The organism is Streptomyces sp. NBC_00209 (genome assembly GCF_045206345.1).
Classification (GTDB): domain Bacteria; phylum Actinomycetota; class Actinomycetes; order Streptomycetales; family Streptomycetaceae; genus Streptomyces.
Genome location: NZ_CP108121.1, coordinates 4,451,569 through 4,476,844, shown reverse-complemented (window position 1 = coordinate 4,476,844; position 25,276 = coordinate 4,451,569). Strand labels below are relative to the sequence as shown.

Annotated in this window: 13 protein-coding genes; 7 read left to right on the top strand and 6 right to left on the bottom strand. The window is 72.1% G+C overall.

All coding sequences use genetic code 11. The annotated features are described in order from the left end of the window. Nucleotides 1-378: 378 nt before the first annotated feature. The 5 genes from OG867_RS20360 to OG867_RS20340 all read left to right on the top strand — a co-directional run bounded on the left by OG867_RS20360 (nucleotide 379) and on the right by OG867_RS20340 (nucleotide 10,183). Entirely contained in the window at nucleotides 379-3,666 is a 3,288-nt protein-coding gene (locus OG867_RS20360; protein ID WP_406287276.1) for an FHA domain-containing protein, read from the top strand. A 387-nt stretch (nucleotides 3,667-4,053) separates the two neighbouring features. After that, nucleotides 4,054-5,424 carry an ABC transporter substrate-binding protein gene (locus tag OG867_RS20355; RefSeq protein WP_406287273.1) on the top strand — a complete coding sequence of 457 codons (1,371 nt, stop codon included), beginning with the start codon at nucleotides 4,054-4,056 and terminating at the stop codon, nucleotides 5,422-5,424. Between the two features lie 133 nt (nucleotides 5,425-5,557). Further along, on the top strand, nucleotides 5,558-6,844 hold the full coding sequence (locus OG867_RS20350; RefSeq protein WP_328904339.1) for a sugar ABC transporter permease: 1,287 nt from the start codon (nucleotides 5,558-5,560) through the stop codon (nucleotides 6,842-6,844). Further along, nucleotides 6,841-7,716, top strand: a complete 876-nt coding sequence (locus OG867_RS20345) for a carbohydrate ABC transporter permease (protein ID WP_406287271.1) — start codon at nucleotides 6,841-6,843, stop codon at nucleotides 7,714-7,716. The genes OG867_RS20350 and OG867_RS20345 overlap by 4 nt, the downstream gene beginning before the upstream one ends. Before the next feature lie 310 nt (nucleotides 7,717-8,026). Next, complete coding sequence (locus OG867_RS20340; protein WP_406287269.1) at nucleotides 8,027-10,183, top strand: CDP-glycerol glycerophosphotransferase family protein; 2,157 nt, start codon at nucleotides 8,027-8,029, stop codon at nucleotides 10,181-10,183. Nucleotides 10,184-10,248: 65 nt separating this feature from the next. Here the strand turns inward: OG867_RS20340 and OG867_RS20335 are convergent, their stop codons facing one another. The 5 genes from OG867_RS20335 to OG867_RS20315 form a co-directional block, all read right to left on the bottom strand. After that, nucleotides 10,249-10,623, bottom strand: coding sequence for an EamA family transporter (locus OG867_RS20335; protein WP_202542688.1), 375 nt, complete (start codon nucleotides 10,621-10,623; stop codon nucleotides 10,249-10,251). Nucleotides 10,624-10,693: 70 nt separating this feature from the next. Further along, nucleotides 10,694-12,208, bottom strand: a complete 1,515-nt coding sequence (locus OG867_RS20330) for a bifunctional glycosyltransferase/class I SAM-dependent methyltransferase (protein WP_328900430.1) — start codon at nucleotides 12,206-12,208, stop codon at nucleotides 10,694-10,696. Nucleotides 12,209-12,248: 40 nt separating this feature from the next. Continuing rightward, a complete protein-coding gene (locus OG867_RS20325; RefSeq protein ID WP_406291075.1) occupies nucleotides 12,249-13,466 on the bottom strand; it encodes a glycosyltransferase family 39 protein in 1,218 nt (405 codons plus the stop codon). 145 nt (nucleotides 13,467-13,611) lie between these two features. Next, nucleotides 13,612-17,145, bottom strand: a complete 3,534-nt coding sequence (locus OG867_RS20320; RefSeq protein ID WP_406287267.1) for a CDP-glycerol glycerophosphotransferase family protein — start codon at nucleotides 17,143-17,145, stop codon at nucleotides 13,612-13,614. Nucleotides 17,146-17,351: 206 nt separating this feature from the next. Then, on the bottom strand, nucleotides 17,352-17,975 hold the full coding sequence (locus tag OG867_RS20315) for a TetR/AcrR family transcriptional regulator (protein ID WP_328900433.1): 624 nt from the start codon (nucleotides 17,973-17,975) through the stop codon (nucleotides 17,352-17,354). A 158-nt stretch (nucleotides 17,976-18,133) separates the two neighbouring features. Between OG867_RS20315 and OG867_RS20310 the strand changes: the two genes are divergently transcribed. Next, nucleotides 18,134-19,072 carry an ABC transporter permease gene (locus tag OG867_RS20310; protein WP_406287264.1) on the top strand — a complete coding sequence of 313 codons (939 nt, stop codon included), beginning with the start codon at nucleotides 18,134-18,136 and terminating at the stop codon, nucleotides 19,070-19,072. Further along, complete coding sequence (locus OG867_RS20305) at nucleotides 19,065-19,835, top strand: ABC transporter ATP-binding protein (RefSeq protein ID WP_406287262.1); 771 nt, start codon at nucleotides 19,065-19,067, stop codon at nucleotides 19,833-19,835. The genes OG867_RS20310 and OG867_RS20305 overlap by 8 nt, the downstream gene beginning before the upstream one ends. A gap of 165 nt (nucleotides 19,836-20,000) precedes the next feature. Here OG867_RS20305 and OG867_RS20300 read toward each other — a convergent pair whose 3' ends face one another. Next, nucleotides 20,001-25,004, bottom strand: a complete 5,004-nt coding sequence (locus tag OG867_RS20300; RefSeq protein ID WP_406287260.1) for an NAD-glutamate dehydrogenase — start codon at nucleotides 25,002-25,004, stop codon at nucleotides 20,001-20,003. Nucleotides 25,005-25,276: the final 272 nt, after the last annotated feature.

Here is a 25,276-nt window from a genome sequence, read left to right as displayed (position 1 = left end):
CCCTGCTGGTCGTGGTGTGGATCGTTCCGGGTACCCCCGGAGTTTCCGGCCCACTCTAGAGGCTGTACGGGGAAGGGCGGCCGGGTCCTGGTACCGGGGGAAGACGTCCGTCCGCGGCGGATGGTTGCCAGGGCGGGCGCCGGGAAACCGGTCATGGCGCACTTTTTGGGGCCACAGCAGACGTTTCAAGATCACTAACTGATGACCGCCGGGCGTGTTGTCAGTGGCAGGTGCGAGGATGCCTGGAGCACGACTGCGGGGTCGGGAGCCCAGCGGTGCGTGACGAACCTGTACCGGACGACGCGTCCGTGCCGGGTGGGGGGAATCACAGGGCGTTCCCCCGGCCGGCACCGCGCGCAGAAGGGACCGCTGACGGCGATGCAGATCCGGCTGACCGTCCTCGCGCCGCCCAGCGGCCAGACCCCGGCGCGCGCCTGCGATGTGCTGGTCACCGCCCCCGCGGGGACGGCGCTGGCCTCCGTCGCTTCGGGCCTGGCCATGGCCGTCGCCGGTCCCGACGGCTCCCTCGGCAGCGGTGCGGTGGTGCTCTTCGCGGGCCGGGAGCGGCTGGACGCCCAGCGCTGCGCCCTCGGTGAGCCGCCCCTGGTCGACGGCGCGGTGCTCTCGCTCCAGGCGCCCGGCGAGGACGAGACCGCGGACGACGCGGTCCCCGCCCAGCTCCAGGTGGTCGCCGGTCCCGACGCGGGCGGGGTCCATCTGCTGCACGGCGGCACGGTCCGCGTCGGCCGCTCGGCCGAGGCCGATGTCCCGCTGGACGACCCCGATGTCTCCCGGCTGCACTGCGAGGTGACGGTCTCCGAGGACGGCCGGGTCGCGGTGGCCGACCTGGGCTCCACGAACGGCACCTCGCTGGACGGGGCCGAGGTCCACGACCGCCCGGTCCGGCTGGCCCCGGGGGCGCTGCTGCGGCTCGGCGAGTCGACGCTCCGGCTGGCCTCCGGCGCGCGTCCGCCGGCGCTGCCGACGGCCCCCGACGGCGAGGGCCACCTCCGGGTCGCCCGGGTCCCGGCCCCGCAGGCCGCCCCGTCCCCCGAGGCCGCCCGGCCCGCCCACGACCGGCCCGCCCCCGACGAGCCCGAGGCCGGGGCCCGGCCCGGGTCCTCCGCCGGGCACCCGGGCCGTTCCCCGGAGCAGGAGGTACCCCGGCGCGGCGGCATAGGGGCCTGGGCCCGCCGGTTCAAGGGCGCCCGGGCGGAACCGGAGCCCGCGAGCGTCCCCGCCGAGCCGGTCCCGCCCGTGCCCGAGACGTTCACCTCGCCGCCCACCGCCCCCGAGGGCACCTGGCCCGATCCGGCCGCCGTCCTGCTGACCGCGCTCGGCCCGGGCCCCCGGCTGTGGGAGCGCGACCCCGCGCACCCGGAGGCGCTGGTGGTCCGGCTGGGCACCACCGACCGGGCCGACCTGCCCGCCGTGCCGGTGACCGTGAGCCTGCGCGAGGCCGGCTCGCTGGGGCTCGCCGGGCCCCGCGAGCGGCTGGCCGGGCTCGCCCGGTCCGCCGTGGCCCAGCTGGCCGCGCTGCACTCCCCCGCCGACCTGGAGATCGTGCTGATCAGCACGGACCGGGCGCGGACCACGGAGGAGCGGCGGCGCGAGTGGGCCTGGCTGGGCTGGCTGCCCCATCTGCGCCCGATGCACGGCCAGGACTGCCGGCTGCTCGTCGCGTACGACCGCGATCAGGCGCTCGCCCGCACCGCCGAGCTGGTCCGCCGGCTTGACGACGGGCCCCTCGGCCCCGGCTGGGCGAGCCAGGACGCGGCCACGGTCGCCGAGGCCGCCCGCGCCTACGGGGGGCCGTTCACGGTGGTGATCCTCGACGGCGACCCCGGCGCGGCGGTCCTCCGCGAGAACACGGCCCGGCTGGCCGCGGCCGGTGCGGCGGCGGGCGTCCATCTGATCTGTCTGGCGGAGACCCCGGCCGCGACTCCCACCTCGCCGGTCGCCGCGACGTACGAGGCCGCGTGCCACGCGTCGATCGCCTTCCGCGAGTGCGGGGCGGTCGGGATGCTCAGCGGTGACGTGGCGACGGCCCTGCGGCTGCTGCGCACGGCGGGCGGCCGGGCGGCGGGCCACGGCACGGTGGCCTCGGTGGACGCGGTGTCGGCGCACTGGGCCCAGCGGTTCGCCCGGGCACTGGCCCCCCTGCGCGCGGAGGGCTCGGCCGCGCTGCCGGGCCGCCAGGTGCCGGTGGCGCTCCCGCCGTCCGCCCGCCTCCTGGACGAACTGGGCCTGGCCCGTGCCACCCCGGCTTCCCTGATGGCCCGCTGGGCGTCCACGGCGGACGACCACCCGGCGCCCCGTGTGGGCGCGCAACGCACGTCGGCCGAGGCGCCGGACTCGGGCCGTACGCCGTACCCGTCCGCGACGACGACGGGCTCGGGCCGCACCCCGTACCCCGGCGCGAACACGGGCGACTCGGGCCGCACCCCGTACCCCGACAGCACCACCACCGGCTCCGGTCGCACCCGTGTCAGCGGCCCCCGGCAGGCCGACGCGCCTCAGGTCGCCGCGCGCGGCGGCGACGCGGCCGGGGGGACGCAGACCGCCACGCGCGCCGCCGCGCGGCCGGCCGTCCAGGCCGGGCGGCCCGTCGTCGTGCTCGGGGCCGGGCCGCGCGGGCCGGTGAGCGTGGATCTCGCGGACGAGGGGCCGCATCTGCTCATCGAGGGCCCGGGCGGCAGCGGACGGACCGAGCTGCTGCGGGCCGTCGCGGCGTCGCTGGCGGCCGCCGCCCGGCCGGACCGGCTGGGCATCGTGCTGGTCGACGGGGCCGGCGGCGAGCGCGGCGAGTCGCTGGGTCCGTGCACGGAGCTGCCGCACGCGTTCACGCACCTGGTGGCCTCGGACCCGGTCCGGATGCGGGAGTTCGCCCAGGCGCTGGGCGGCGAGGTGAAGCGGCGGGCCGAGCTGCTCGGCGAGCTGGACTTCGCCGCGTGGCACAGCCGCCACGAGGACGGGCACACGACCGCCCCCATCCCCGAGCAGCGCGGCGACATAGAGGCGCCTCTCAGCGGCACCCTGCGCCTGCGCCCGGGGGCGGGCCGCCCCGTGGACCCGGGCCCCTCCCCGCTGCCCCGGCTGGTGGTGCTCGTGGACGACTACGACGCGCTCATAGCCCCGGCGCTCGGCAGCCCGGGCCGGCCGGCGGCCGGTTCGGTGGTGCGGGCGCTGGAGGCGGTGGCCCGGGACGGCGGCCGGCTGGGCATCCACCTGGTCGCGGCCTCGGCCCGCCCCGACCGCACGGAGGACACGGAGCTGGCCCGCGGCGCGCGGCTGCGCATCGTGCTCGATCCGCCCGCGGTCCCGCCCTCGCCGGACGAACCGGCGCCGGGCCGGGGGCGGCTGGGGCATCCGGACGGGCGGGTGACGCCGTTCCAGGGGGGCCGGGTGACCGGCCGCATCCCGCGTACGGCGACGCTGCGGCCGACGGTCGTCCCGCTGGAGTGGGAGCGGATGGGCGACCCGCCCACCCGCCGCCCGGTCCGCGAGCTGGGCAACGGACCGACGGACCTGGCGCTGCTCGCCAGCGCCCTGGAACGGGCGGCACGTTCGGTGAACGCACTCCCCCTAGGGGGTGTCTTGCCGATCAGGGCCGGGTCCGCGACGCCTGGCACGGCACCTCGCCGCGTTGCCGAACCGCCCGCATAGCTCCGCTATGAGGACGCCCCGGCGCCTTGCGATGCACCGCACCAGACGCCGCGGCCTGACCGACCCTGACCGGCAAGACACCCCCTGGCGCCCCTGTCCACCTGAGAGCCCGCCCAGCCGCGCCCGAGTCACGCCGGAGCCGCCCTCGAACGAGCCCCGCGCGGGCGGGAACAGGGCGGCCCGATCGTCCCCCAATGGCCGGATACCGGCACTGACCCCACGTCACGAGGGCATCACGATCAACGACTTGGGGCCGAGGGCGGTATTGCGGCACCGGGACGCCGGGCATAGGACTGGGCGCACACGACGACGTGACGCACGACCGGCCGCGCTGGCTTCCCGACTCGGCGCCCGGTGGGCGCACGCGGACAGAGAGACGGGGCAGGAATGCGCACAACCCTACGGATTCGCAGGGCGGCCGTGGTGTTCACCGCCATCGGCGCACTGGCCCTCACCGGCTGCGGCGGCGACGGTGACGGCGGAGACAAGAAGCCGGACGAAGGCGGCTCCACGACGACCGAGGACTCCGGGCCGACCGTCGCCTTGCCGAAACTGGACGGTGAGAAGCTCTCTGTCGCCGCGGTCTGGACGGGTCCGGAACAGGCCAACTTCGTCAAGGTCCTCAAGGAGTTCGAGAAGCGGACCGGCGCGACGGTGACGTTCGTCCCGGCGCAGGACCCGATCGTCAACTTCCTCGGTACGAAGATCGCGGGCGGGCAGCCGCCGGACGTCGCGATGATCCCGCAGGTCGGGGCGATCCAGCAGGCCGTGGCGAAGAAGTGGGCCAAGCCGGTCGGCAACGAGGCGCGGGCCCAGCTGGGCAAGAACTACGCACAGGTCTGGCAGGACCTCGGCGCGGTGGACGGCACCCAGTACGGGGTGTATTTCAAGGCCGCCAACAAGTCGCTGATCTGGTACAACACCAAGGCGTTCGAGAACGCGGGCGCGAGCGAGCCGAAGACCTGGAAGGACTTCCTGGCGACCGCCGAGACGGTGTCCGCCTCGGGTATCACCCCGGTCTCGGTCGGCGGCGCGGACGGCTGGACGCTCACCGACTGGTTCGAGAACGTCTATCTGTCGCAGGCGGGCCCGGAGAAGTACGACCAGCTCGCCCAGCACAAGATCAAGTGGACGGACCCGTCCGTCAAGGACGCGCTGACCACGCTGGCCCAGCTGTTCGGCAAGCCGTCCCTGATCGCGGGCGGCGCGGACGGCGCGCTCCAGACCGAGTTCCCGGCGTCGGTCACCCAGACCTTCACCGGCGGCGACCAGCCCAAGGCCGCCATGGTCTACGAGGGCGACTTCGTCGGCGTCAACATCGCGCAGACGAAGGCGAAGATCGGCACGGACGCCAAGGTCTTCCCGTTCCCCGCGGTCGGCGCCGAGTCGCCCGTAGTGACCGGTGGCGACGCGGCCATCGCGCTGAAGGACGGCAAGGGTGCCCAGGCGCTGCTGACCTGGCTCGCCTCCGCGGACGCCGCGAAGATCGCCGCCGAGCAGGGCGGGTTCATCTCGCCGAACAAGACCCTGGACCCCGCCGCGTACCCGAACGACGTGCAGCGCACGATGGCGAAGGCGCTGATCGCGGCCGGTGAGGCCGTCCGGTTCGACATGTCCGACCAGGCGCCGCAGTCGTTCGGCGGGACGCCCGGGAAGGGTGAGTGGAAGACCCTCCAGGACTTCCTGAAGAACCCGAAGGACATCGCGGGGACTCAAGCCAAGCTGGAGTCCGAGGCGGCCAAGGCGTACAAGAGCTGACGGCATGACGACAGCGGCAGCGGGGGGCGCCGACGAGGCGCTCCCCGCCGACAGGCAACGGTCCGGCGGGCCTCGCGTGCCCGCCCCCAGGAAGGCCGCCCCGGCCGGGACCCCGGGGCGCACGCCCCGGAGCGTGACCGGCACCCGCCGGGTGATCGCGGCGCTCTTCCTGCTGCCCGCGCTGGTACTGCTCGGGGCGCTCGTCGTGTACCCGATCGTGTACTCCGTCTACCGGTCGTTCTTCGACCAGGCGGGTACGGGCTTCGCCGGCATCGACAACTACAAGACGCTGTTCACGGACGACACCATCCGTACGGCGGTCAAGAACAACGCGATCTGGGTGGTCTTCGCGCCGACGGTCTCCACCGCGCTCGGACTGATCTTCGCGGTGCTGACCGAGCGCATCCGCTGGGGCACGGCCTTCAAGCTGGTCGTCTTCATGCCGATGGCGATCTCCATGCTGGCGGCGGGCATCATCTTCCGGCTCGTGTACGACCAGGCGCCGGAGCGCGGGGTGGCCAACGCGGTGTGGGTGGGCGTGCACGACACGTTCGCCGAGTCCGCGGGCTTCCCGAAGGCGCATCCGCTGCCCGTGGCCCCGCTGAAGGCGGCGGGCGGCGGGACCTTCGTGACGAAGACGACCGTGCGCGCCGGGCAGCCGGCCCTGCTGCCCCTGGTCGGGGTGCTCCCGGCGAAGATGCCCGGCGACGCGAAACCGGCCAGGGCCCCGGCGGCGGCCGGGGAGGGCGCGGTCACCGGTACCGCGTGGCTGGACTTCACCAAGGGCGGCGGCGGCAAACCCAATGTCGTCGACGCCAAGGAGCTCGGGCTCAAGGGCCTGAAGGTGGAGGCCGTCAAGGGCGGCGAGGTGGTCGCGACCGCCAAGGCGGCGGCGGACGGCACGTTCACGCTGCCCGCCGCGGCGGACGGCGCCGAACTGCGCCTGCCCGCCTCCAACTTCAGGGAGCCGTACAACGGAGTGGACTGGCTCGGCCCGACGCTCGTGACGCCCGGGATCATCGGGAGCTACGTGTGGATGTGGGCGGGCTTCGCGATGGTGCTGATCGCGGCGGGCCTGGCCGGTCTGCCGCGTGAACTCCTCGAAGCGGCCCGGGTGGACGGGGCCAACGAGTGGCAGGTGTTCCGCCGGATCACGGTGCCGATGCTCGCCCCGGTCCTCGCGGTGGTGCTCGTCACGCTGATGATCAACGTGCTGAAGGTGTTCGACCTGGTGTTCATCATCGCGCCGGGCTCGTCCCAGGACGACGCCAACGTACTGGCGCTCCAGCTGTACCGGTCCTCGTTCGGCACGGACGCGGATCTGGGGGTCGGCAGCGCCATCGCCGTGCTCCTGCTGCTGCTGGTGATCCCGGTGATGCTCTTCAACATCAGGCGGATACGGAAGGAGGGGCGCCGATGACGACACCCTCGGCGACGGCGACCCGGTCGCCGGCCGCACGAATCGCGGCACGGGCCGGCGGCGGCGTGATGCGGGTCGTCCTGGTCCTGGTGGCCCTGTTCTGGCTGATGCCGACGATCGGGCTGCTGCTGTCCTCGCTGCGCAGCCCGGACAAGATCGCGTCGACCGGCTGGTGGCAGGTCTTCACCGCCCCCTCCGAGCTGACCGTCGACAACTACTCACGGCTGCTCGACAATTCGGCGATCACGGGCTCCCTGCTCTCCACGGTCATGATCACCGTGCCGTCCACGCTCCTGGTCGTGGTGATCGGCTCGCTCGCGGGATACGCGTTCGCCTGGATGGACTTCCCCGGCCGTGACTGGTGGTTCCTGCTGGTCGTGGGGCTGCTGGTGGTCCCCGTACAGGTGGCGCTGATCCCGGTGTCGAAGCTGTTCGGCGAGATCGGGATCTTCGAGACGACGCTCGGTGTGGTGCTCTTCCACACCGCGTTCGGGCTCCCGTTCGCGATCTTCCTGCTGCGCAACTTCTTCGCGGAGATCCCCCGGGAGCTCCTGGAGGCGGCGCGGCTGGACGGGGCGGGTGAGATACGCCTCTTCACCCGGGTCGTGATGCCGCTGGGCGGTCCGGCGATCGCCTCGCTCGGGATCTTCCAGTTCCTGTGGGTCTGGAACGACATGCTGGTGGCGCTGATCTTCGCGGACTCCGGGTCCCCGCCGATCACGGTGGCGCTCCAGCAGCAGGTGCGCCAGTTCGGCAACAACATCGACGTGCTGGCGCCGGGCGCCTTCGTCTCGATGGTGATCCCGCTCGCGGTGTTCTTCGCCTTCCAGCGCCAGTTCGTCTCGGGCGTGATGGCGGGGGCCGTCAAGTAGCGGGTACGTAACAGAGCGGGGCACTCCGGCCGGCCGGCGGGGGTGCCCCGCAGCCGTGTGCCGCCCGGGATCGCGGGCCTCCGGGGCGCCCGTCATGGGCGCGCACGCCCCGTATTGCCCAAGGTTCACTTACTGTCCCGGGTAGTATGATAAGTGGGGCCTTCATCAGCCGCGCGGTCGACCGCTCACGGGCCCGACGCGCCCGTCTCTTCGGCCTTCGTACGCCCGCCCGCCCCCTGACCCGTCCTGCGGAGCCCGCCCCAGTACGCTGTGTGCTCTCCCAGTACGCACAGTCCGAGAAAGAGTCCGTATGCCCCGGCTGAGTGTCATCATCCCTGTCCGTCGCGCCCGAGGAAGTCTGCGCGAGTGCCTGGAGTCGGTGCTCTCGCAGTCGTTCACGGACATCGAGGTCATCGGGGTGGACGACGGCGCGCCGGACGGCTCGGGCCTGGTCCTGGACGAGTTCGCCGCGCGCGACAGCCGCGTCCGGGCCGTGCACCTGGAGCCGGGCGCCGGGGCGCACGGCCGGCGCAACGCCGGGATCGAGGAGGCCGCCGGCGAGTACGTCCTCTTCCTGGAGGGCCACTACGTCCAGCTGCCCGGCGCGCTTCAGGCCGTCGTGGACCGGCTGGACGCCACCGGCGACCCCGACGTGCTGCTGTTCGGCCACCAGAAGCGCCCCTTCCGCGGCAAGGTCCGCTCGACGCGGTCGCTGGAGAAGCTGGAGGGCATGCCCGAGGGCCCGTTCACCCTGGCGAAGCGCCCGGACCTCCTGGACATCGCCCCGGTCTCCTGGAACCGCGCGGTCCGCCGCGCCCTCCTGGAGCGCGAGACGGTGACCTTCGGCCCGGGCCCGCACGGCGAGCGGACGTACGCGCTGGCGACCGTCGCCGTCGCCGCCTCGGTGGCCACGCTGGGCACCGCCTGCGTCGAGCACCGCCAGCAGCGTCACCTGCCCGGCCTCGTGGACGACGTGGAGCCCCGGACGGGCTCGACCCCGATGGAGCTGGTCGAGGCGTACGACGCGCTGATGACCTTCCTGGAGGCCCGCCCGGCCCTGAAGGACGTGCGCGGCCTCCTCTTCGACCGTGCGGTGCAGGAGCTGCTGGCCGCGTACCCGACGGTGACCAAGCGCCGCCGGCAGTACGTGGGCGCGGTCGGCGCGTTCCACGGTGCGCACCGCCCGGAGGGCTTCACGTTCCCCGGCGGCGCCAAGGGGCTGCGCCCGCAGTTGATGGGCGGCGGCAAGTACACCGCGCTCGGCGCCCTCGACACCGCGCTCGCCACCCGCCGCAGCCTGCGCGCCGCGCCCAGCACGGCCCGCGCCAAGGCGAAGAAGCAGTTCACCAAGCGCTACTACAAGGCACAGCGCAAGCTGCCCCTCGACCCGAAGCTGGCCGTGTACGCCGCCTACTGGAACCGCGGCGTGAGCTGCAACCCGGAGGCGATCTACCGCAAGGCGAAGGAGCTGGCACCCGACATCCACGGCGTGTGGGTGGTGTCGAAGAAGAACGTGGACTCGGTGCCCAAGGGCATCGACTACGTGGTGCCCGGGACCCGCCGCTACTGGTCGGTGCTGGCCCGTGCCACGTACTTCTTCAACAACGTCAACTACCCGGACCACCTGGTCAAGCGCCCCGGCCAGATCCATGTCATGACCCACCACGGCACCCCGCTGAAGATCATGGGCATGGACCAGCAGAACTACCCGGCCGCCGCACAGGGGCTCAACTTCGACCGGCTGCTGAAGCGTGTGGACCGCTGGGACTGGAGCGTCTCCGCCAACCCGCACTCCACCGAGGTGTGGTCCCGCGCCTACCCGAGCGCGGCGCGCCCGCTGGAGACGGGCTACCCGCGCAACGACGTCTTCGCGACGGCCACCGAGGAGCAGATCGCCAGGATCCGCGAGGACCTGGGCATCCGCCCCGGCCAGCGCGCCGTGCTCTACGCGCCGACCCACCGCGACTACGAGGCGGGCTTCACCAACCGCCTGGACCTGGACCGGTTCTGCGCGGCCGTCGGCCCGGACACCGTGGTCCTCATGCGCGCCCACTACTTCTACGGCGGGTCGGGCCTCCCGGAGAACGCGTCGGTCATCGACGTCTCCACGTACCCGCGCGTCGAGGACCTGTGCCTGGCGGCGGACGCGCTGGTCACCGACTACTCCTCGGTGATGTTCGACTACGCCCACCTGAACCGCCCGATCGCGATCCTCGCCCCGGACTGGGAGACGTACCGCACGGTCCGCGGTGTCGTCTTCGACCTGCTGTCCGGGCAGCCGGGCGAGACGCCGGGTGCCGTGGCCACGAACACGGACGAGCTGGCGGCGATCTTCACCGACGGCAGCTGGAACAGCCCGGAGAACGAGGCGCTGCTGAAGGCGTTCAAGGAGCGCTTCTGCCCGTACGACGACGGCCGCGCCTCCGAGCGCGTGGTGCGCCGCGTGCTGCTGGGCGAGGATTCCTGAGCCGTACGACACCGAGGGGCCCGTCACCGGAACGTTCCGGCGGCGGGCCCCTCGGCGTACCGCGACTAGCTTTGCTGACCGGCCATGACCGTGATCAGGCCGACCACCACGAGCAGCGAGCCGCCCCAGGTCCACAGCGAGGTCCGCTCGTGCAGCACGGTCGCCCCGGCCAGCACGATCAGCAGGTAGCCGAGCGCGTTGAAGGGGTACGCGACGGAGAGCGGCACCTTGGCCAGCGTCGTCATCCAGGCGAGCGCGGACACCGCGAAGACCAGCAGCCCGAACACGACCCAGGGGCTGCCCGCGGCGCGCAGGGCGACGGAACCGCCGTCGCGCCCGGCGGCGGCCGCGGCGCCCTTCATCCCGTGCTTGAGCATGATCTGGCCGCCCGCGGACGAGAACACGGCGAACAGGAGCAGCAGCACACTGGGGAGGGTCAAGGACTTGCTCCTGACTGCGGGGGCGGGAGGGTCGGCCGCCGGGGCGGGCGCGGGTCCGGGGCGGGGCGCCTCAGACACCGACCCGGTCGGCGGGGACGTACTGTCGGTTGAGGATGTCCTGTACATCGACGTGCTCTCCAGCGATGATCGTCTCGGCCGCGTGCGGGGTGAGCAGCGCGACGTGCTGATAGCCGAACAGCGTCGGCCGGACGCGGGTCAGCAGCCTCGACGCCCCACCGAGCACGGCGGCGAGCGGCCCCCGGCCGAGCAGCGACCAGAACGGCGCTCCGGTGGAGGAGAGTTCGAGGACGTCGTAGCCGGCGGCGCGCACGGTGCGGCGCAGGCTGGCCCGGGTGAAGAAGCGCAGATGCGTTTCGTCGAGGATGCCCCGGCGGTCGTAGTCGAAGGCGCCGACGGCGACCCGCAGCCGGGAGTACCAGTGGCTGAAGTTGGGAACGGACAGCAGCATCCGGCCGCCCGGCCGCAGCACGGACGCCGCCTCGGCGAGGACGCGTTCGGGGCGTGACAGGTGCTCGATGACGTCACCGGCGACCACGTAGTCGAAGCCGGTCCCGGCCTCGGCGGGCAGCCCCTCCTCCAGGTTGGCGAGGTGGAAGTGGCTGCACCGGTCGCGGACGCCGGGCACCTCCACGTAGTCGACGCCGGTCACCTCGTGGCCCAGGGACTCCAGCCGCTCGGCGAACAGCCCGCCGGAGCAGCCCAGGTCGAGGACGCGGCCGGGGGGCAGCGCGCGCATCGTGTCCAGGATGACCGCGTGCGAGGAGCCGTCGCCCTCCTTGAAGGCGTACTCGACGGGCTTGGGGATCCACCGGCAGGTCCCGAACCCCTTGACGGCCAGCCGGTATTCGAGGACGTCCTTGACCACGTCCTTGGCGTACTTCATGCCGTTGACGTAGCAGATCTCGTCGCCGTAGTAGGTGGGGACGGGGATCTCCTTGATCCGCATGCCCGCGTTCAGCAGCTGCACGATGATCTGGGTGTCGAAGTCGAAGGCGTCGGTGTTCCGGTCGACCGGCAGCTGCTTGAGGGCCGCGACGCTGTACGCGCGGTAACCGGAGTGGAATTCGGTGAGGTCCGAGCCCAGGAGGCCGTTCTCCAGCCGGGTGAGGATGCGGTTGCCGAGCCACTTGTACATCGGCATGCCGCCCTTGAGCGCGCTGCCGGACGTCATCATCCGGGACCCGAACACGGCTTCGCACTCGCCGCGTTCGATGGGCGCGACCATCTCGGGCAGCAGCTCGGGGGCGTACTGCCCGTCGCCGTGCAGCAGCACGATGATGTCGAGTCCGTGCTCGGCGGCCAGCGCGTATCCGGCCTTCTGGTTGCCGCCGTAGCCGAGGTTCTTGGTGTGCCGCATCACGACGGTGCGGGGCATGCCCTCGGCCTGCGACCAGCGGCAGCCCGCCGTGAAGGTGGCGTCGTGACTCGCGTCGTCGAGGATGAGGATCTCTGCGATCCGCGACCGGAAGTCCTCCGGGATCCGGTCGAGGGTCTTCTCCAGCGTTGTCTCCGCGTTGTACGCGACCACCAGGATGCCGATCCTGGGGCTCGGGCTTTCCTTCACGGGGCGTTCTCCAGTTGCGGTCGGGGACGGGATTGCGGGATCAGTCGACGGTGGAGCAGGAGCGGAATTCCGTACGGGGTGCGGAGACCGTTGCCCGCTCGGTGGGGACGGCGTCCGGGGGTGTGGCGAGGATGCGGCGTACGCCGGTGAGCAGGCCCGCCGCCAGGACGAACCAGCCGGCCGCGCCCAGGTACAGCACGGGCTCGCTCCAGCGCACGGCGGACCGCCCGCTGTAGCCGAGGACGGCGACCAGGCCGACGACCACGCTGTACGCGAACCCCTCGACCGGGCCGAGCACGAACATCCCGGCGGCGGCCCAGGTCAGGTACTGGAGTCCGGAGGCGGTGGACAGGAGCAGCAGCAGCCCCAGCGTGACGGCGACGACGCCGGGCGCCTCGGCGGGCCGCAGCCAGGCGAGCCGGATCCCGGCGGCCACGCAGGCCAGCACGAAGAGGAAGTGGCCGCCGCCCTGCATGAAGGCGATGACCGGCTCGGGCAGGCCGAGGACGTCCGCGAACCGCACGAGCCCCCACAGCCGGTAGCTGCCGCCCGCGTACTCCAGGACGTTGTGCGTCAGGTCCATGGGCACGGTCAGCAGCGCCGGCCCCCACACGAGCGCGGTGACCCCGGCGAACCCGGCGGCGAAGCGGACCAGGACGGGCCGCCCGCCGCGCAGCGCGGCCACGAAGAGGGCCGGGATCACCACGACCGGGATGAACTTGACGCTGATCGAGAGCGCCGCCGCGACGCCCGCCGCGAGCGGCGCCTTCCGGTCGGCCAGGAGGTGGGCGGCGGCCAGCGCGAAGGCGACGGCGACGGCGTCGGTGTTGCCGTGGTAGCCGGAGGTCGCGATGAGCACCGGGCTGACGGCGACCCCGATGCCGCAGAGCATCGCGGTGCGCACGGTGGCGCGGCGGCGGACGATCTCGAACACGAGGACCGCGCAGGCGAAGTCGGCGGCCGACGCGGGAACGCGGATCAGCGTGGCGAAGGAGAAGCCGAGTTCGGTGAGGCGGTCGAGGCCCAGCAGCATCCACCCGGCCAGCGGCGGGTGGTTGTAGACGGGGAGCCCGGGCAGCGGGTGCGCGTAGATGCGGACGGGGCCGTACCCGGTGATGGCTTTCGCGAACCCCGCGAAGATCCGCGCGTCGGCGGGGCCGGGCGAGTTGGCCGCGATGATCATGCGGGTGAGGAGGCCCGCGGTCGCCGCGACGAGCACGGCGGCCCTGGCCCGCCGTGCGTCCGTTTCGCCCCACATTCGGATACCCATGAAAGCAGAACGTAGCAAGGTGGCGACCCTATGCGACGCAGCGAATCGTCACCGTGGCGTAAACAGCGGCCCTGGAAACGCCGATGCCCGGCCGGTGCGGACCGGCCGGGCATCGTGGCTCCATCAGGGGCGACTACAGCATGCGGTCGACCACGCGGGCGGTGGCCCGGCCGTCGTCCAGGTCGCAGAAGTCGTGCCGGAACTGCTCGTACGCCTTGGCGTGTCCGGCGATGGCCCGCTCGGGGTCCTTCAGCGCGGCGATCAGGTCGTCGGAGCCCGGGATCAGGGGCCCGGGCGCCCGCTTCTCGAAGTCGAAGCTGAACCCGCGCAGCGTGTCGCGGTAGTGCTCCAGGTCGTACGTGTGGAAGAGCATCGGCCGCCCGGTCTGGGCGAAGTCGAACATCAGCGAGGAGTAGTCGGTGACCAGGGCGTCGCTGATGAGCATGAGTTCGCCGACGTCCGGGTAGCGCGAGACGTCCTTGACGAAGCCCGTACCGCTGTCCGGGAGCCGGTCGGTGACCATGTAGTGACGGCGCACCAGGAGCACGGTGTCCTCGCCGAGTTCGCGTTCGGCGGCGGCCAGGTCGAGCTGGAGGCCGAGCGAGTAGCGCCCGCCGCCGAGGCGCTGGTCCTCGCGCCACGTCGGTGCGTACAGGACGACGCGCTTGCCGGCCGGGATGCCCAGCTTCTCCCGTACCGCGGTGGCGATCTTGGCGCGGTCCGGGGCGTGGAAGATGTCGTTGCGCGGGTAGCCGCACTCCAGCACCTCGCCCTCGAAGCCGAACGAACGGCGCAGGACGGGCGTGGAGAACGTGTTCGGCGAGACCAGGAAGTTCCACTGGCCGGCCCGCTCGGCGAGGGTCGCGATGTACCCGGCGTTCGCCTGGGCGGTGCCCGCGAGTTCGAGGCCGATGCGCTTGAGCGGCGTGCCGTGCCAGGTCTGGACGACCGTCTGGTCCTCGCGGCGCACGAACCACTCGGGCAGCTGCGTGTTGGTGATGACGTAGCGGCTGCGGGCCAGCGCCTCGTGCCAGGCGACCGAGCCGTACTCGACGGCGGTGGCGCCCTCGGGGATGATCGCCTGCTGGTCGCGGACGACCCAGATGTGCTCCACCTCGGTGCCCCGGCGCACCAGTTCCTCGTGGACGGCGCGCGGCGAGTCCGAGTACTGGCGGCCGTCGAAGGTGCTGTAGAGCGCGGCGGCGCGCAGCGGCTCGGAGCGCTGTGCCGCGTACGCCTCGCTCAGCAGGCGCTTGGCGCGCGGGCCGCGCTCGGCGGCGCTGAGCACGGAGCCGGAGACGACGAGGAGCTGGTCGCCGAAGCGGCGCTCCAGGGTGTAGTCGCGGCCGTTGAGCACGCGGGTGGCGGGCAGGGTGTGGAAGGCCGAGGCGGGGAGCCGCAGCGCGCGGTCGCCGCTCTCGTCGGCGGCGCCCTTGTCCCGGAAGAAGAAGTACCAGTTGCCCTCGCCGAGCGGCACCGCACCGCCCGGTCCCTCCACGGCGTCCGGCCGCAGCTCGGCGCGGAAGCGGCGGGCGCTCTCGGGTCCGGTGAACTCGACCGGGAAGACCTGCTCCTCGCGGTGGGCGCTGTTCTGCGCGATCAGCTCGACCGGGTGCTCCGGGTCCTCGGGGCAGGTGCCCTCCAGGAAGAGCCGGCCGTCGTCCGTCCAGCTGGCCAGCTCGACGGCGGGCTGCACGGGGCGGTCGCCGATCACCAGGTTGCCGCGCGCGCTGACGGTGAGGGCCAGCTCGCGGCGGACGCCGTCCGGCCCGTCGGCGAGCGGGTAGCCGCCCGGGTGGACCGAGCCGGGCGCGTCGAGCGACGCCTTCAGGCCCGTACCGACGAGATGGAGGCTGTACGTGACGTTCTTCGGGGCGTCCTCGCCGGTGGGGCGGTTCTCCTCGACCGCGGTGAGCGGCAGCTCGGCGGTGAAGCGGTTCCAGCCGGCGCCGGCGCCGGAGCCCACGGTGACGGGGACCTCGACGGTGGTCTTGGTGGCGCCGTGCGTCAGGACCAGGGTCAGCTCGTCCTTGACGAGGCGGGCGCGGACCACACCGGACACCTTGACGGTGCCGGGCCGTTCGCCGGGGCCGTGGGTCTCGAAGCGGGCGTCGACGCGCTCGGAGTGCAGCACCAGCTTGTCGCCCTCGAAGGCGGGAGCGATGCGGTGGTCGCCGTCGGGGCGGTGGACGGGCGGGGCGACGGACGCCTCGCGGACCGAGGGGAAGGAGCGGCGCAGCAGGCCGCCCCGGGCGATGCCGACCTGGAACTGGAAGGTGAGCTGCTTGGGGCCGCCGTCTCCCTGGATGCGGAGCTTGGAGGCGTCGACGGAGGTCTCGAAGCCGGCACGGTGGTAGTCGTGCAGGCTCTGCCGGGAGCGGGCGGTGGCCTCGGGCTCGTCGGTGCGGCGCAGCCGGAGCGGGACGACATGGCGCCGGCCGGCGCGCAGCCAGCCGATCCGGAACTCACCGGCCCCGGAGCTGACCGGCAGGTTGCGGATGTACGCGTAGCCGCTGAGGTGCAGCTTGCCGTCGCGCCACTGGGCGTCGCGCAGCCGGGCGGCGAGCGGCAGGTCGCGGTCGCCGACGCGCGCCACGGGGGCGGGCAGCGGCTGGGTGAGCACGGGGTAGTGGGCCACCCGTCGGCGCATGCCGCTGACCTCGAACGCGCCGGGCTCCTGCTTCTCCTGGAGGAGCAGCGCCAGCAGCTCGTCCATGCGGTGCTCGCGTACCAGGTACCACATCACGCGCAGGCGCAGCGGCAGCCCGTCGAGCACCGAGGGGTCGACCTGGTCGATGAACTTGTTGGTGTACGTGAGGAACGCGTCCCGGTACTCCTGGTCGCCGTCCGGCAGGACCTCCATGAAGTACCAGAGGTCGTTGGCCAGCGCGTGCGCCTCGTAGTGGTTCTTGTCGGCGGGGGTGCGCTTCTCCGCCAGGAACTCGGAGACGCCCTGGACGTGGGCGACGCGGTCGTGGATGCCGCGGACGACGGCCCGGCTGGTGGTGATGGAGCCGGGGCGGTCGCGCCAGTAGTAGACGGGGTCCTTGACGATGTCGACCGAGCCGGCCAGGAAGTGGGCGGGCAGCACGACGGGGATGTCCTCGTACAGCGCGCCGACCGGGAAGGCGAACGCGTGCTTGTCCCAGAAGGAGCGGCGGAACACCTTGTTGCAGGCGATGCGGTCGCCGAGGAGGTCCAGGTCGCGCGAGATGTGGGTCCGCTGCCGCGTGGTGGCCATGGGCTTGCGGAACATCGGCGACTGCACCAGCTTGCCGCCGGCGCGCAGCCGCAGGACGTTGCCGGACGCCAGGTCCGAGCCGGTCTCCTCCAGCGATTCGACCAGCAGCTCGTAGGCGTTCGGCGGGATGATGTCGTCGCTGTCGCAGAAGGCCAGGTAGCGGCTTTCCGGGTGGGCGTTGCGGAAGCCGGTGTTACGGGCGTGCCCCAGTCCGCCGTTCTTCTGCCTGACCAGCTTGAAGCGGTCGTCGCTCGCGGCGAACTCGGCGGCCAGCGCGGCGCTGCCGTCGGTGGACCCGTCGTCGACCATCACCACCTCGAGGTCGGTCATGGTCTGCTCCGCGAGGGACTTCAGACAGTCCGTCAGGAAGAGTTCCACGTTGTAGACGGGGACAACGACACTGAGCCGTGGCGGCATGTTGAGCACGTCCGTTCATCAAGGGCCTGGCTATCCGTAGGGCTCAACCGCAGAGGCGGTCGGGGGTCACCGGTTACGGTCCCGAACGAGTGACTGCGCCTGCACCGTGCTCGCCCCGTGCACATGCTCCGGAAGGCCCGGTGGGCGGCCCGCCCACCAGATTAACCGATCGAAGGGTGACCCCTACAAGCACGCTGGCACACCCCTGCGAGTGATCATCCGGCGGGGTCCGCGCCCTGTGTGAGCGCCGCCACTGCGGAGGCCGCGAGGTCGTCCAGATACGCCGGGGGCAGCTCGCCCCGGACCACCGCGAGCCGCCAGTAGAGCGGGCCGACGATCAGGTCGAGGGCGCGGTCGGGGTCGCTGCCGGACGGCAGTTCGCCGCGTGCGACGGCGTCCCGGACGACCACGGCGGCGACGCCCTGCTGCGGGTCGAGCAGGGCGGCCTTGATGGCGTCGGAGATCTCCGGGTTCCTGGCCGCCTCGACCAGCAGGTCCGGGATGACCTGGGAGGCCAGCGGGTGGCGCAGGGCGTACGCGGCCAGTTCGAGGACCGCGCGCACATCCCCGTACAGGGAGCCGGTGGCGGGAGCGGGCATGCCCTGCGCGGCGACGGCCGAGACCAGGTCCAGGACCAGGTGCAGCTTGGACTTCCAGCGCCGGTAGACGGCGGTCTTGCCGACGCCGGCCCGGCGGGCGATGCCCTCGATGGACATCCGGGCGAACCCGACCGCGGCGAGCTCGGCGAACACCGCGCTGCGGATGGCGTCGGTCACGTCCTCGCGCAGGACGGCGGCTCCCGCCGGGGCTCGGCGGCGGCTTCCGGGGTCGGTGGTCATGGCCGAATCATAGTCCGCGACGACGAAACGGTTGCGTTCCGACGTCGGTGCGTCCTACCCTCGACGTTGCGACGATACGGTCCCGTCCCGTCGCCGGGCGCGTCTTTCCCCGCCCGTACGCCGTGCCCCCGCCTGCCCGCCTCCCGTCGAAAGCGATCGTGGTGAGCCAGACAACAGCCCCGGCCCCGGTGGACAGCCCGCCGCCCCTCTCCCCGCCCGTGTACGGCTCCGGCGAGCTCGCCGCGCTCGCCGAGCGCCACGGGCTGACCGTGAGCGGCGCGCGGCCCTCGCTGCGCGCGTACGTGACGCAGCTGTGGGGGCGGCGGCACTTCATCACGGCCTTCGCCACGGCCAGGCTGACCGCCCAGTACAGCCAGGCGAAGCTGGGCCAGGTCTGGCAGATCATGACCCCGCTGCTCAACGCGACGGTCTACTACTTCATCTTCGGCATTCTGATGAAGACGAAGCACGGCGTGCCGGACTTCGTTCCGTTCCTGGTCACGGGCGTCTTCATCTGGACCTTCACCAGCTCCTCGATCACCGCCGGCACCCGGGCGATCAGCGGCAACATCGGCCTCGTACGGGCGCTGCACTTCCCGCGCGCCTCGCTGCCGGTCGCGCTCGCCCTGCAACAGCTCCAGCAGCTGCTGTTCTCGCTGGGCGCGCTGGCCCTGATCCTGCTGGCCTTCGGGCAGTACCCGCGGCCCGCCTGGCTGCTCGCGGTCCCGGCCCTGGCCCTCCAGGCCGTGTTCAACACCGGCATCTCGATGGTCATGGCCCGCCTCGCCGCACGCACCCCGGACATCGCCCAGCTCACCCCGTTCGTGCTGCGCACCTGGATGTACGCGTCGGGCGTGATGTGGAGCATGGACACGATGCTGAGCGGCGACCGGGTGCCGGACTGGGTGAAGCTCGCGCTCGAACTGAATCCCGCGGCCGTCTTCATCGACCTGGTGCGCTTCGCGCTCATCGACAGCTTCGGCGCGAACCAGCTGCCCCCGCACGTCTGGGCGGTCGCCGCCGGCTGGGCGCTGGTGTGCGGCGCGGGCGGCTTCGTCTACTTCTGGAAGGCCGAGGAGAGTTACGGACGTGGCTGATTCCCCGATCCCGACCGTCGTCGTGGACGACGTCCACATCACGTACACGGTCAACGGCGCCCGCACCGGCCGGGGCAGCGCCACCTCCGCGCTGAGCCGGATCACCTCGCGCCGGCAGGCTCCGGGCGTGCGCGAGGTGCACGCCGTCAAGGGCGTCAGCTTCGCCGCGTACAAGGGAGAGGCGATCGGGCTGATCGGCTCCAACGGCTCGGGCAAGTCGACCCTGCTGAAGGCCATCGCCGGCCTGCTCCCCGCCTCGAAGGGCCGCGTCCACACCCACGGCCAGCCCTCGCTGCTCGGCGTCAACGCCGCGCTGATGGGCGACCTGACCGGCGAGCGCAACGTGGTGCTCGGCGGCCTCGCGATGGGCATGACGCGCGCGGAAATCCGGGAGCGCTACGACGAGATCGTGGACTTCTCCGGCATCAACGAGAAGGGCGACTTCATCACCCTGCCGATGCGCACGTACTCCTCCGGCATGGGCGCCCGCCTCCGCTTCTCCATCGCCGCCGCGAAGAACCACGACGTCCTGCTGATCGACGAGGCCCTCTCCACGGGCGACGCCCGCTTCCAGCAACGCAGCAAGGCCCGCATCCTCGAACTACGCGAACAGGCCGGCACGGTGTTCCTGGTGAGCCACCACAACAAGTCCATCACCGAAACCTGCGACCGAGCCCTGTGGCTGGAGTCCGGCACCCTCCGCATGGACGGCCCGGCAAAGGAAGTCATGGCGGAGTACGAACGCTTCACGAAGAAGCGGTAAGCAAAAAGATGTCCTCAATCGCCGGGCGGGCTCCATGGAGCCCGCCCGGCCAAATCAAGCCCGTCCGGCGATTGAGGACAAGGGGGCAAGCGGCCACGAACCCGCAGCCGCCCACCCCACCCGCGGCGCAGCCCCACCCGCGGCGCAGCCTAACCGCGGCGCAGCCTAACCGTGCGTACGAAGCAACGTCCGCATCGTCCGCATGGCCACCGACAGATTCGCCAGATCAAACGCGTCCGACCCCTGGATCTCCTCCAGCGTCGACCGCGACCGAGCCAGAATCGCCGCGTTCTTGTCCTCCCACGCCTCGAACCGCTCCTGCGGCGACGACGCCCCGTTGCCCACAGCCAGCACGTCGGACGTCAGCGCCGCGTGCGCCGCGTACAGGTCCTCGCGGATCGACGCCCGCGCCATCGACTGCCACCGGTCCGCCCGCGGCAGTTCGATGATCCGGTCCATCAGCTGCGTGATCCCCAGCCGGTCCCCGAGGTCGTAGTACACCTCCGCGACGGCCAGCGGCTCCTTGCCCGTACGGTCCGCGATGGCCACGACGTCGAGCGCGGGGAAGACGGAGGAGAAGCCGGCCACGCGCTGCGCCGGCTCGTCCGGAACGCCGACCTCGGTCAGCTCGTTCAGGATGCCCTGATACCACTCCTGGTCGGCGCCCTTCAGCATCTTCGGCAGCGCCGCCCAGACCTGCTCGACGCCGTCGCGGAAGAAGTCGACCGTCTCGGAGATCGCCAGCGGCTGCGGCCGGTTGCCCAGCAGCCAGCGCGAGCCGCGCTCGACCAGCCGCCGCGAGTGCAGCCGGATCCGGGTCTGGACATCGGCGGCGACCTCGTTGTCGAGGGCTTCCACCGCGTCCCAGACCTCGCCGAGCCCGAAGATCTCGCGGGCCGCGAACTGCGCGCGCACGATCTCCTCGATGGAGGCCCCGGTCTCCTCCCGCAGCCGGTGCAGGAAGGTCGAACCACCACTGTTGACCGTGTCGTTGACCAGCACCGTGGTGATGATCTCGCGCCGCAGGGCGTGCCCGTCGACCGCCTCGGTGTAGCGCGTGCGCAGCTGCTCCGGGAAGTAGGCGTGCAGCAGCTTCTGGAGGTGCGGGTCGTCCGGCAGGCTGGTCCCGATCAGCTCCTGCGCCGCCGTGATCTTGGTGTAGGCGAGCAGCACGGCCAGCTCGGGCTGTGTGAGCCCCTTGCCTGCGTTCAGCAGCTCACGGACCTGCCGGTCGCTGGGCAGGAACTCCAGCGCCCGGTCGAGGTACCCGTCGCGCCCGAGCCGCCGCATGAAGCGCTGCTGGGCGTGGAGCAGGGAGGGCGCCTGCGCGACCGAGTTGGCCAGGGCCGTGTTCTGCGCGTAGTTGTTGCGCAGCACCAGGTGCCCGATCTCGTCGGTCATCTCGGCGAGCAGCTTGTTGCGCTGCTTGACGGTCATGTCGCCGTCCCGCACCAGCCCGTTGAGCAGGATCTTGATGTTGACCTCGTGGTCGGAGGTGTCCACCCCGGCGCTGTTGTCGATCGCGTCGGTGTTGATCCGGCCGCCGTCCCGGGCGAACTCGATGCGCCCGAGCTGGGTGGCACCGAGGTTGCCGCCTTCTCCGACGACCTTGGCGCGCAGGTCGGCGCCGTTGACGCGGATCGCGTCGTTGCCCTTGTCGCCGACGTCCGCGTTCGACTCGGCGGTGGACTTGATGTACGTGCCGATGCCGCCGTTCCAGAGGAGGTCGACGGGAGCCTTGAGGACGGCCTGCATCAGCTCGGCGGGCGTCATCTTGGTGACCCCGGCCTCGATGCCCAGCGCCTCGCGCACATGGGCGTTGACCGGGATCGACTTGGCGCTGCGCGGGTGGATGCCGCCGCCCGCGGAGATCAGGTCCTTGTCGTAGTCGGCCCAGGAGCTGCGCGGCAGGTCGAAGAGGCGGCGCCGCTCGGCGTAGGAGGTGGCGGCGTCCGGGTTCGGGTCGATGAAGATGTGCCGGTGATCGAACGCGGCGACGAGCCGGATGTGCTCGGAGAGCAGCATGCCGTTGCCGAAGACGTCGCCGGACATGTCACCGACGCCGACGACCGTGAAGTCCTCGGTCTGGGAGTCGTGGCCGAGCTCGCGGAAGTGCCGCTTGACGGACTCCCAGGCGCCCCGGGCGGTGATGCCCATGCCCTTGTGGTCGTAACCGGCCGAACCGCCGGAGGCGAACGCGTCCCCGAGCCAGAAGCCGTACGCGACGGCGACCTCGTTGGCGATGTCGGAGAACTTCGCGGTGCCCTTGTCGGCGGCGACGACCAGGTACGTGTCGTCCTCGTCGTGCCGGACGACGTCCTTGGGCGGGACGACCTCGCCGGCCACCATGTTGTCGGTGATGTCGAGGAGCGCCGAGATGAAGGTGCGGTACGCGGCGATGCCCTCGGCCATCCAGGCGTCCCGGTCGGACGGGTCGGGCAGCTGCTTGGCGACGAAGCCGCCCTTCGCGCCGACCGGCACGATGACGGTGTTCTTCACCATCTGCGCCTTGACCAGGCCCAGGATCTCCGTACGGAAGTCCTCGCGCCGGTCCGACCAGCGCAGGCCACCGCGGGCGACCTTGCCGAAGCGCAGGTGGACGCCCTCCACCCGAGGCGAGTAGACCCAGATCTCGAACGCCGGGCGGGGCGCGGGCAGGTCCGGGATGGACTGCGGGTCGAACTTCATCGAGACGTACGCGTGCGGCTCGCCGTCGTCCGCGTGCTGGAAGAAGCTGGTGCGCAGGGTGGCCTTGATGACGGTGAGGAAGGAGCGCAGGATGCGGTCCTCATCGAGCGAGGCGACCTGGTCGAGGGCCCCGTCGAGCTCCTCCAGGAGCCCGTCGGTCAGCTCCGTGCCCGCGCTCTGGCGGCCCGGCGACATCCGGGCCTCGAAGAGCGAGACGAGCAGCCGGGTGGTGTGGACGTTGTTCTGGAGGGTGGACTCCATGTAGTCCTGGCTGAACGTGGAGCCGGCCTGGCGCAGGTACTTCGCGTAGGCGCGCAGCACCATGGCCTGGCGCCAGTCGAGCCCGGCGCTCAGCACCAGCGCGTTGAAGCCGTCGTTCTCCGCCTCGCCGGTCCACACGGCGGCGAAGGCGTCCTGGAACCGCTCGCGCGCCCCGTCGGCCAGGTAGCCGCCGTTGGCGGTGGCCTGCGGCATCCGCAGCCCGAAGTCGTAGATCCAGGCGTGCGTACGGTCGGCGCAGCGCAGCTCGTACGGGCGCTCGTCCACCACCTCGACGCCGAGCCGCTGGAGGGCGGGCAGCACGGCGGACAGCGAGACCTGCTCGCCGGTGCGGTAGATCTTGAAGCGGCGCTCGCCGGGGGCGGCGCCGACCGGCTCGTACAGGCTGAGCGAGAAGTCCCGCTCGTTCTCCTTGAGCGCTTCGAGGTGGACGAGGTCGGCGACGGCGGCGCGCGCCGAGTGGTCGGCCTTGTAGCCCTCGGGGAAGGAGTGCCCGTACTGGCGGAGCAGTTCGGCGGCACGCTCCTCGCCGCACTCGGCGTTCAGCGCCTCCTGGAAGCCGTCGGCCCAGGAGCGGGCGGCCTCGACGAGGCGGGCCTCGATGCGGTCGGTCTCGGCGTCGGTGAGGCTGGGCAGCTCGCTGCCGGGCGCGACGCGGACGACGAAGTGGAGCCGGGAGAGGATCGATTCGGTGTTCCAGGCCGTGAAGTCGACGCTGGTGCCGTTCAGTTCCTCCTTGAGGATGTCGATCAGCCGCAGCCGCACACCGGTGGTGTAGCGGTCGCGCGGCAGGTAGACGATCGCGGAGTAGTAGCGGCCGTACTCGTCCTGGCGCAGGTAGAGGCGCAGCCGGCGCCGCTCCTGGAGGTAGAGAACCGAGGTGACGACCGAGCGCAGCTGGTCGACGGGGGTCTGGAACAGCTCGTCGCGGGGGTAGGTCTCCAGGATCTGGAGCAGGTCGCGGCCGTCGTGGCTGTTGGGCGTGAACCCGGCGCCCTCCAGCACCTCGGCGACCTTGCGTCGGATGACGGGGACCCGGCGCACGGACTCGGTGTAGGCGGCGGACGAGAAGAGGCCGAGGAAGCGGCGCTCACCGATGACGTTGCCGTCGGCGTCGAACTTCTTCACGCCGACGTAGTCGAGGTAGCTGGGGCGGTGCACGGTCGCCCGGCTGTTGGCCTTGGTCAGGACGAGGAGCTTGTGCTCGCGGGCCTTGGCACGGGCGTCGGCGGGCAGCCGGTCGAAGGACGGGCTGACGGGGTGCGCCTCGTCCTCGGTGTGGTGCGGGTCGGAGCGCAGGATGCCGAGTCCGGTGCCGGGGACGGCGGCCAGCGAGTCGGTGTCCCTCAGCTCGTACTCGCGGTAGCCGAGGAAGGTGAAGTGGTCGGCGGCGAGCCAGCGCAGCAGCTCCCGGGCCTCGTTGATCTCGTCGTCGGCGAGGTCGTCCAGCGGCTCGCCGGGCAGGTCGTCGGCGATCCGGAGCGCCGCGCCCCGCATCTTCTCCCAGTCCTCGACGGTCTCCCGTACGTCGGACAGGACGCGCAGCAGGTCCAGCTGGATCTGCTTGAGGTCCGCGCGGTCGGTCTCGCGGTCGATCTCGACGTGGATCCAGGACTCGACCAGCGCGTCGTGCGGCAGGCCCGCCTTGGCGTCCTTGGGGCCCTTGCCGCCGTTCCGGCGGGTGCCGTCGGTCAGGACCTCGACCAGCTTGCCGGTCACGTCGCGGCGGACGACGACCTGCGGGTGGATCACGACGTGGATGCCGCGGCCCTGGCGGGAGAGCTCGTTGGTGACGGAGTCGACCAGGAACGGCATGTCGTCGGTGACGACCTCGACCACGGAGTGGCTGCACGTCCAGCCGTTCTCCTCGACGGTCGGGGTGTGCACCCGGACGTTCGCCTTGCCCTGGGGGCGCTCCTCGGCCAGCCGGTAGTGGGAGGAGGCGGCACCGAAGACGTCGATCGGGTCCCGGCCCACGATGTCCTCGGGGGCGGTGTGCAGGTAGTAGCGCTGGAGGTAGGAGAGCAGGACGTCCTGGCGGGAGTGCTCCTGCCCGGCCCCCGAGCCGTCGGCCCCGGCGGACGCGACGTGCACCCGGGGGGCACCGTCCGGCCCGCCGACACCACCGCCCGGGCTGTTGTCAGCTACCTTGGCGGCCCGTGCGAGCAGCTCGGCCTTGGCTTCGTCCAGCTTGGTCTGCATGTCCTCTGGCTCCTGTCGCGCGCCGTTGCGTGACGTAGGTGAAAAGGTCGGCGTAACGCCACGACGCGAGGTTTCCGGTCGGGGTCGACGCTATGCCGCGATGAGAGACCGCCGGGACCGTATCGGCCGTTTCCAGCGGCCGGTCCGGGCGGGAGGGATCAGCCGAGGCAGCCCGGGCACGGTGGCGCTCCGGGCGCGGGCCGGGGGCTTCGCTGCCCCCGAGGCATATCGCGCTGATCACGGGACCAGGCTATCTCGCCCGCACCGGTGAC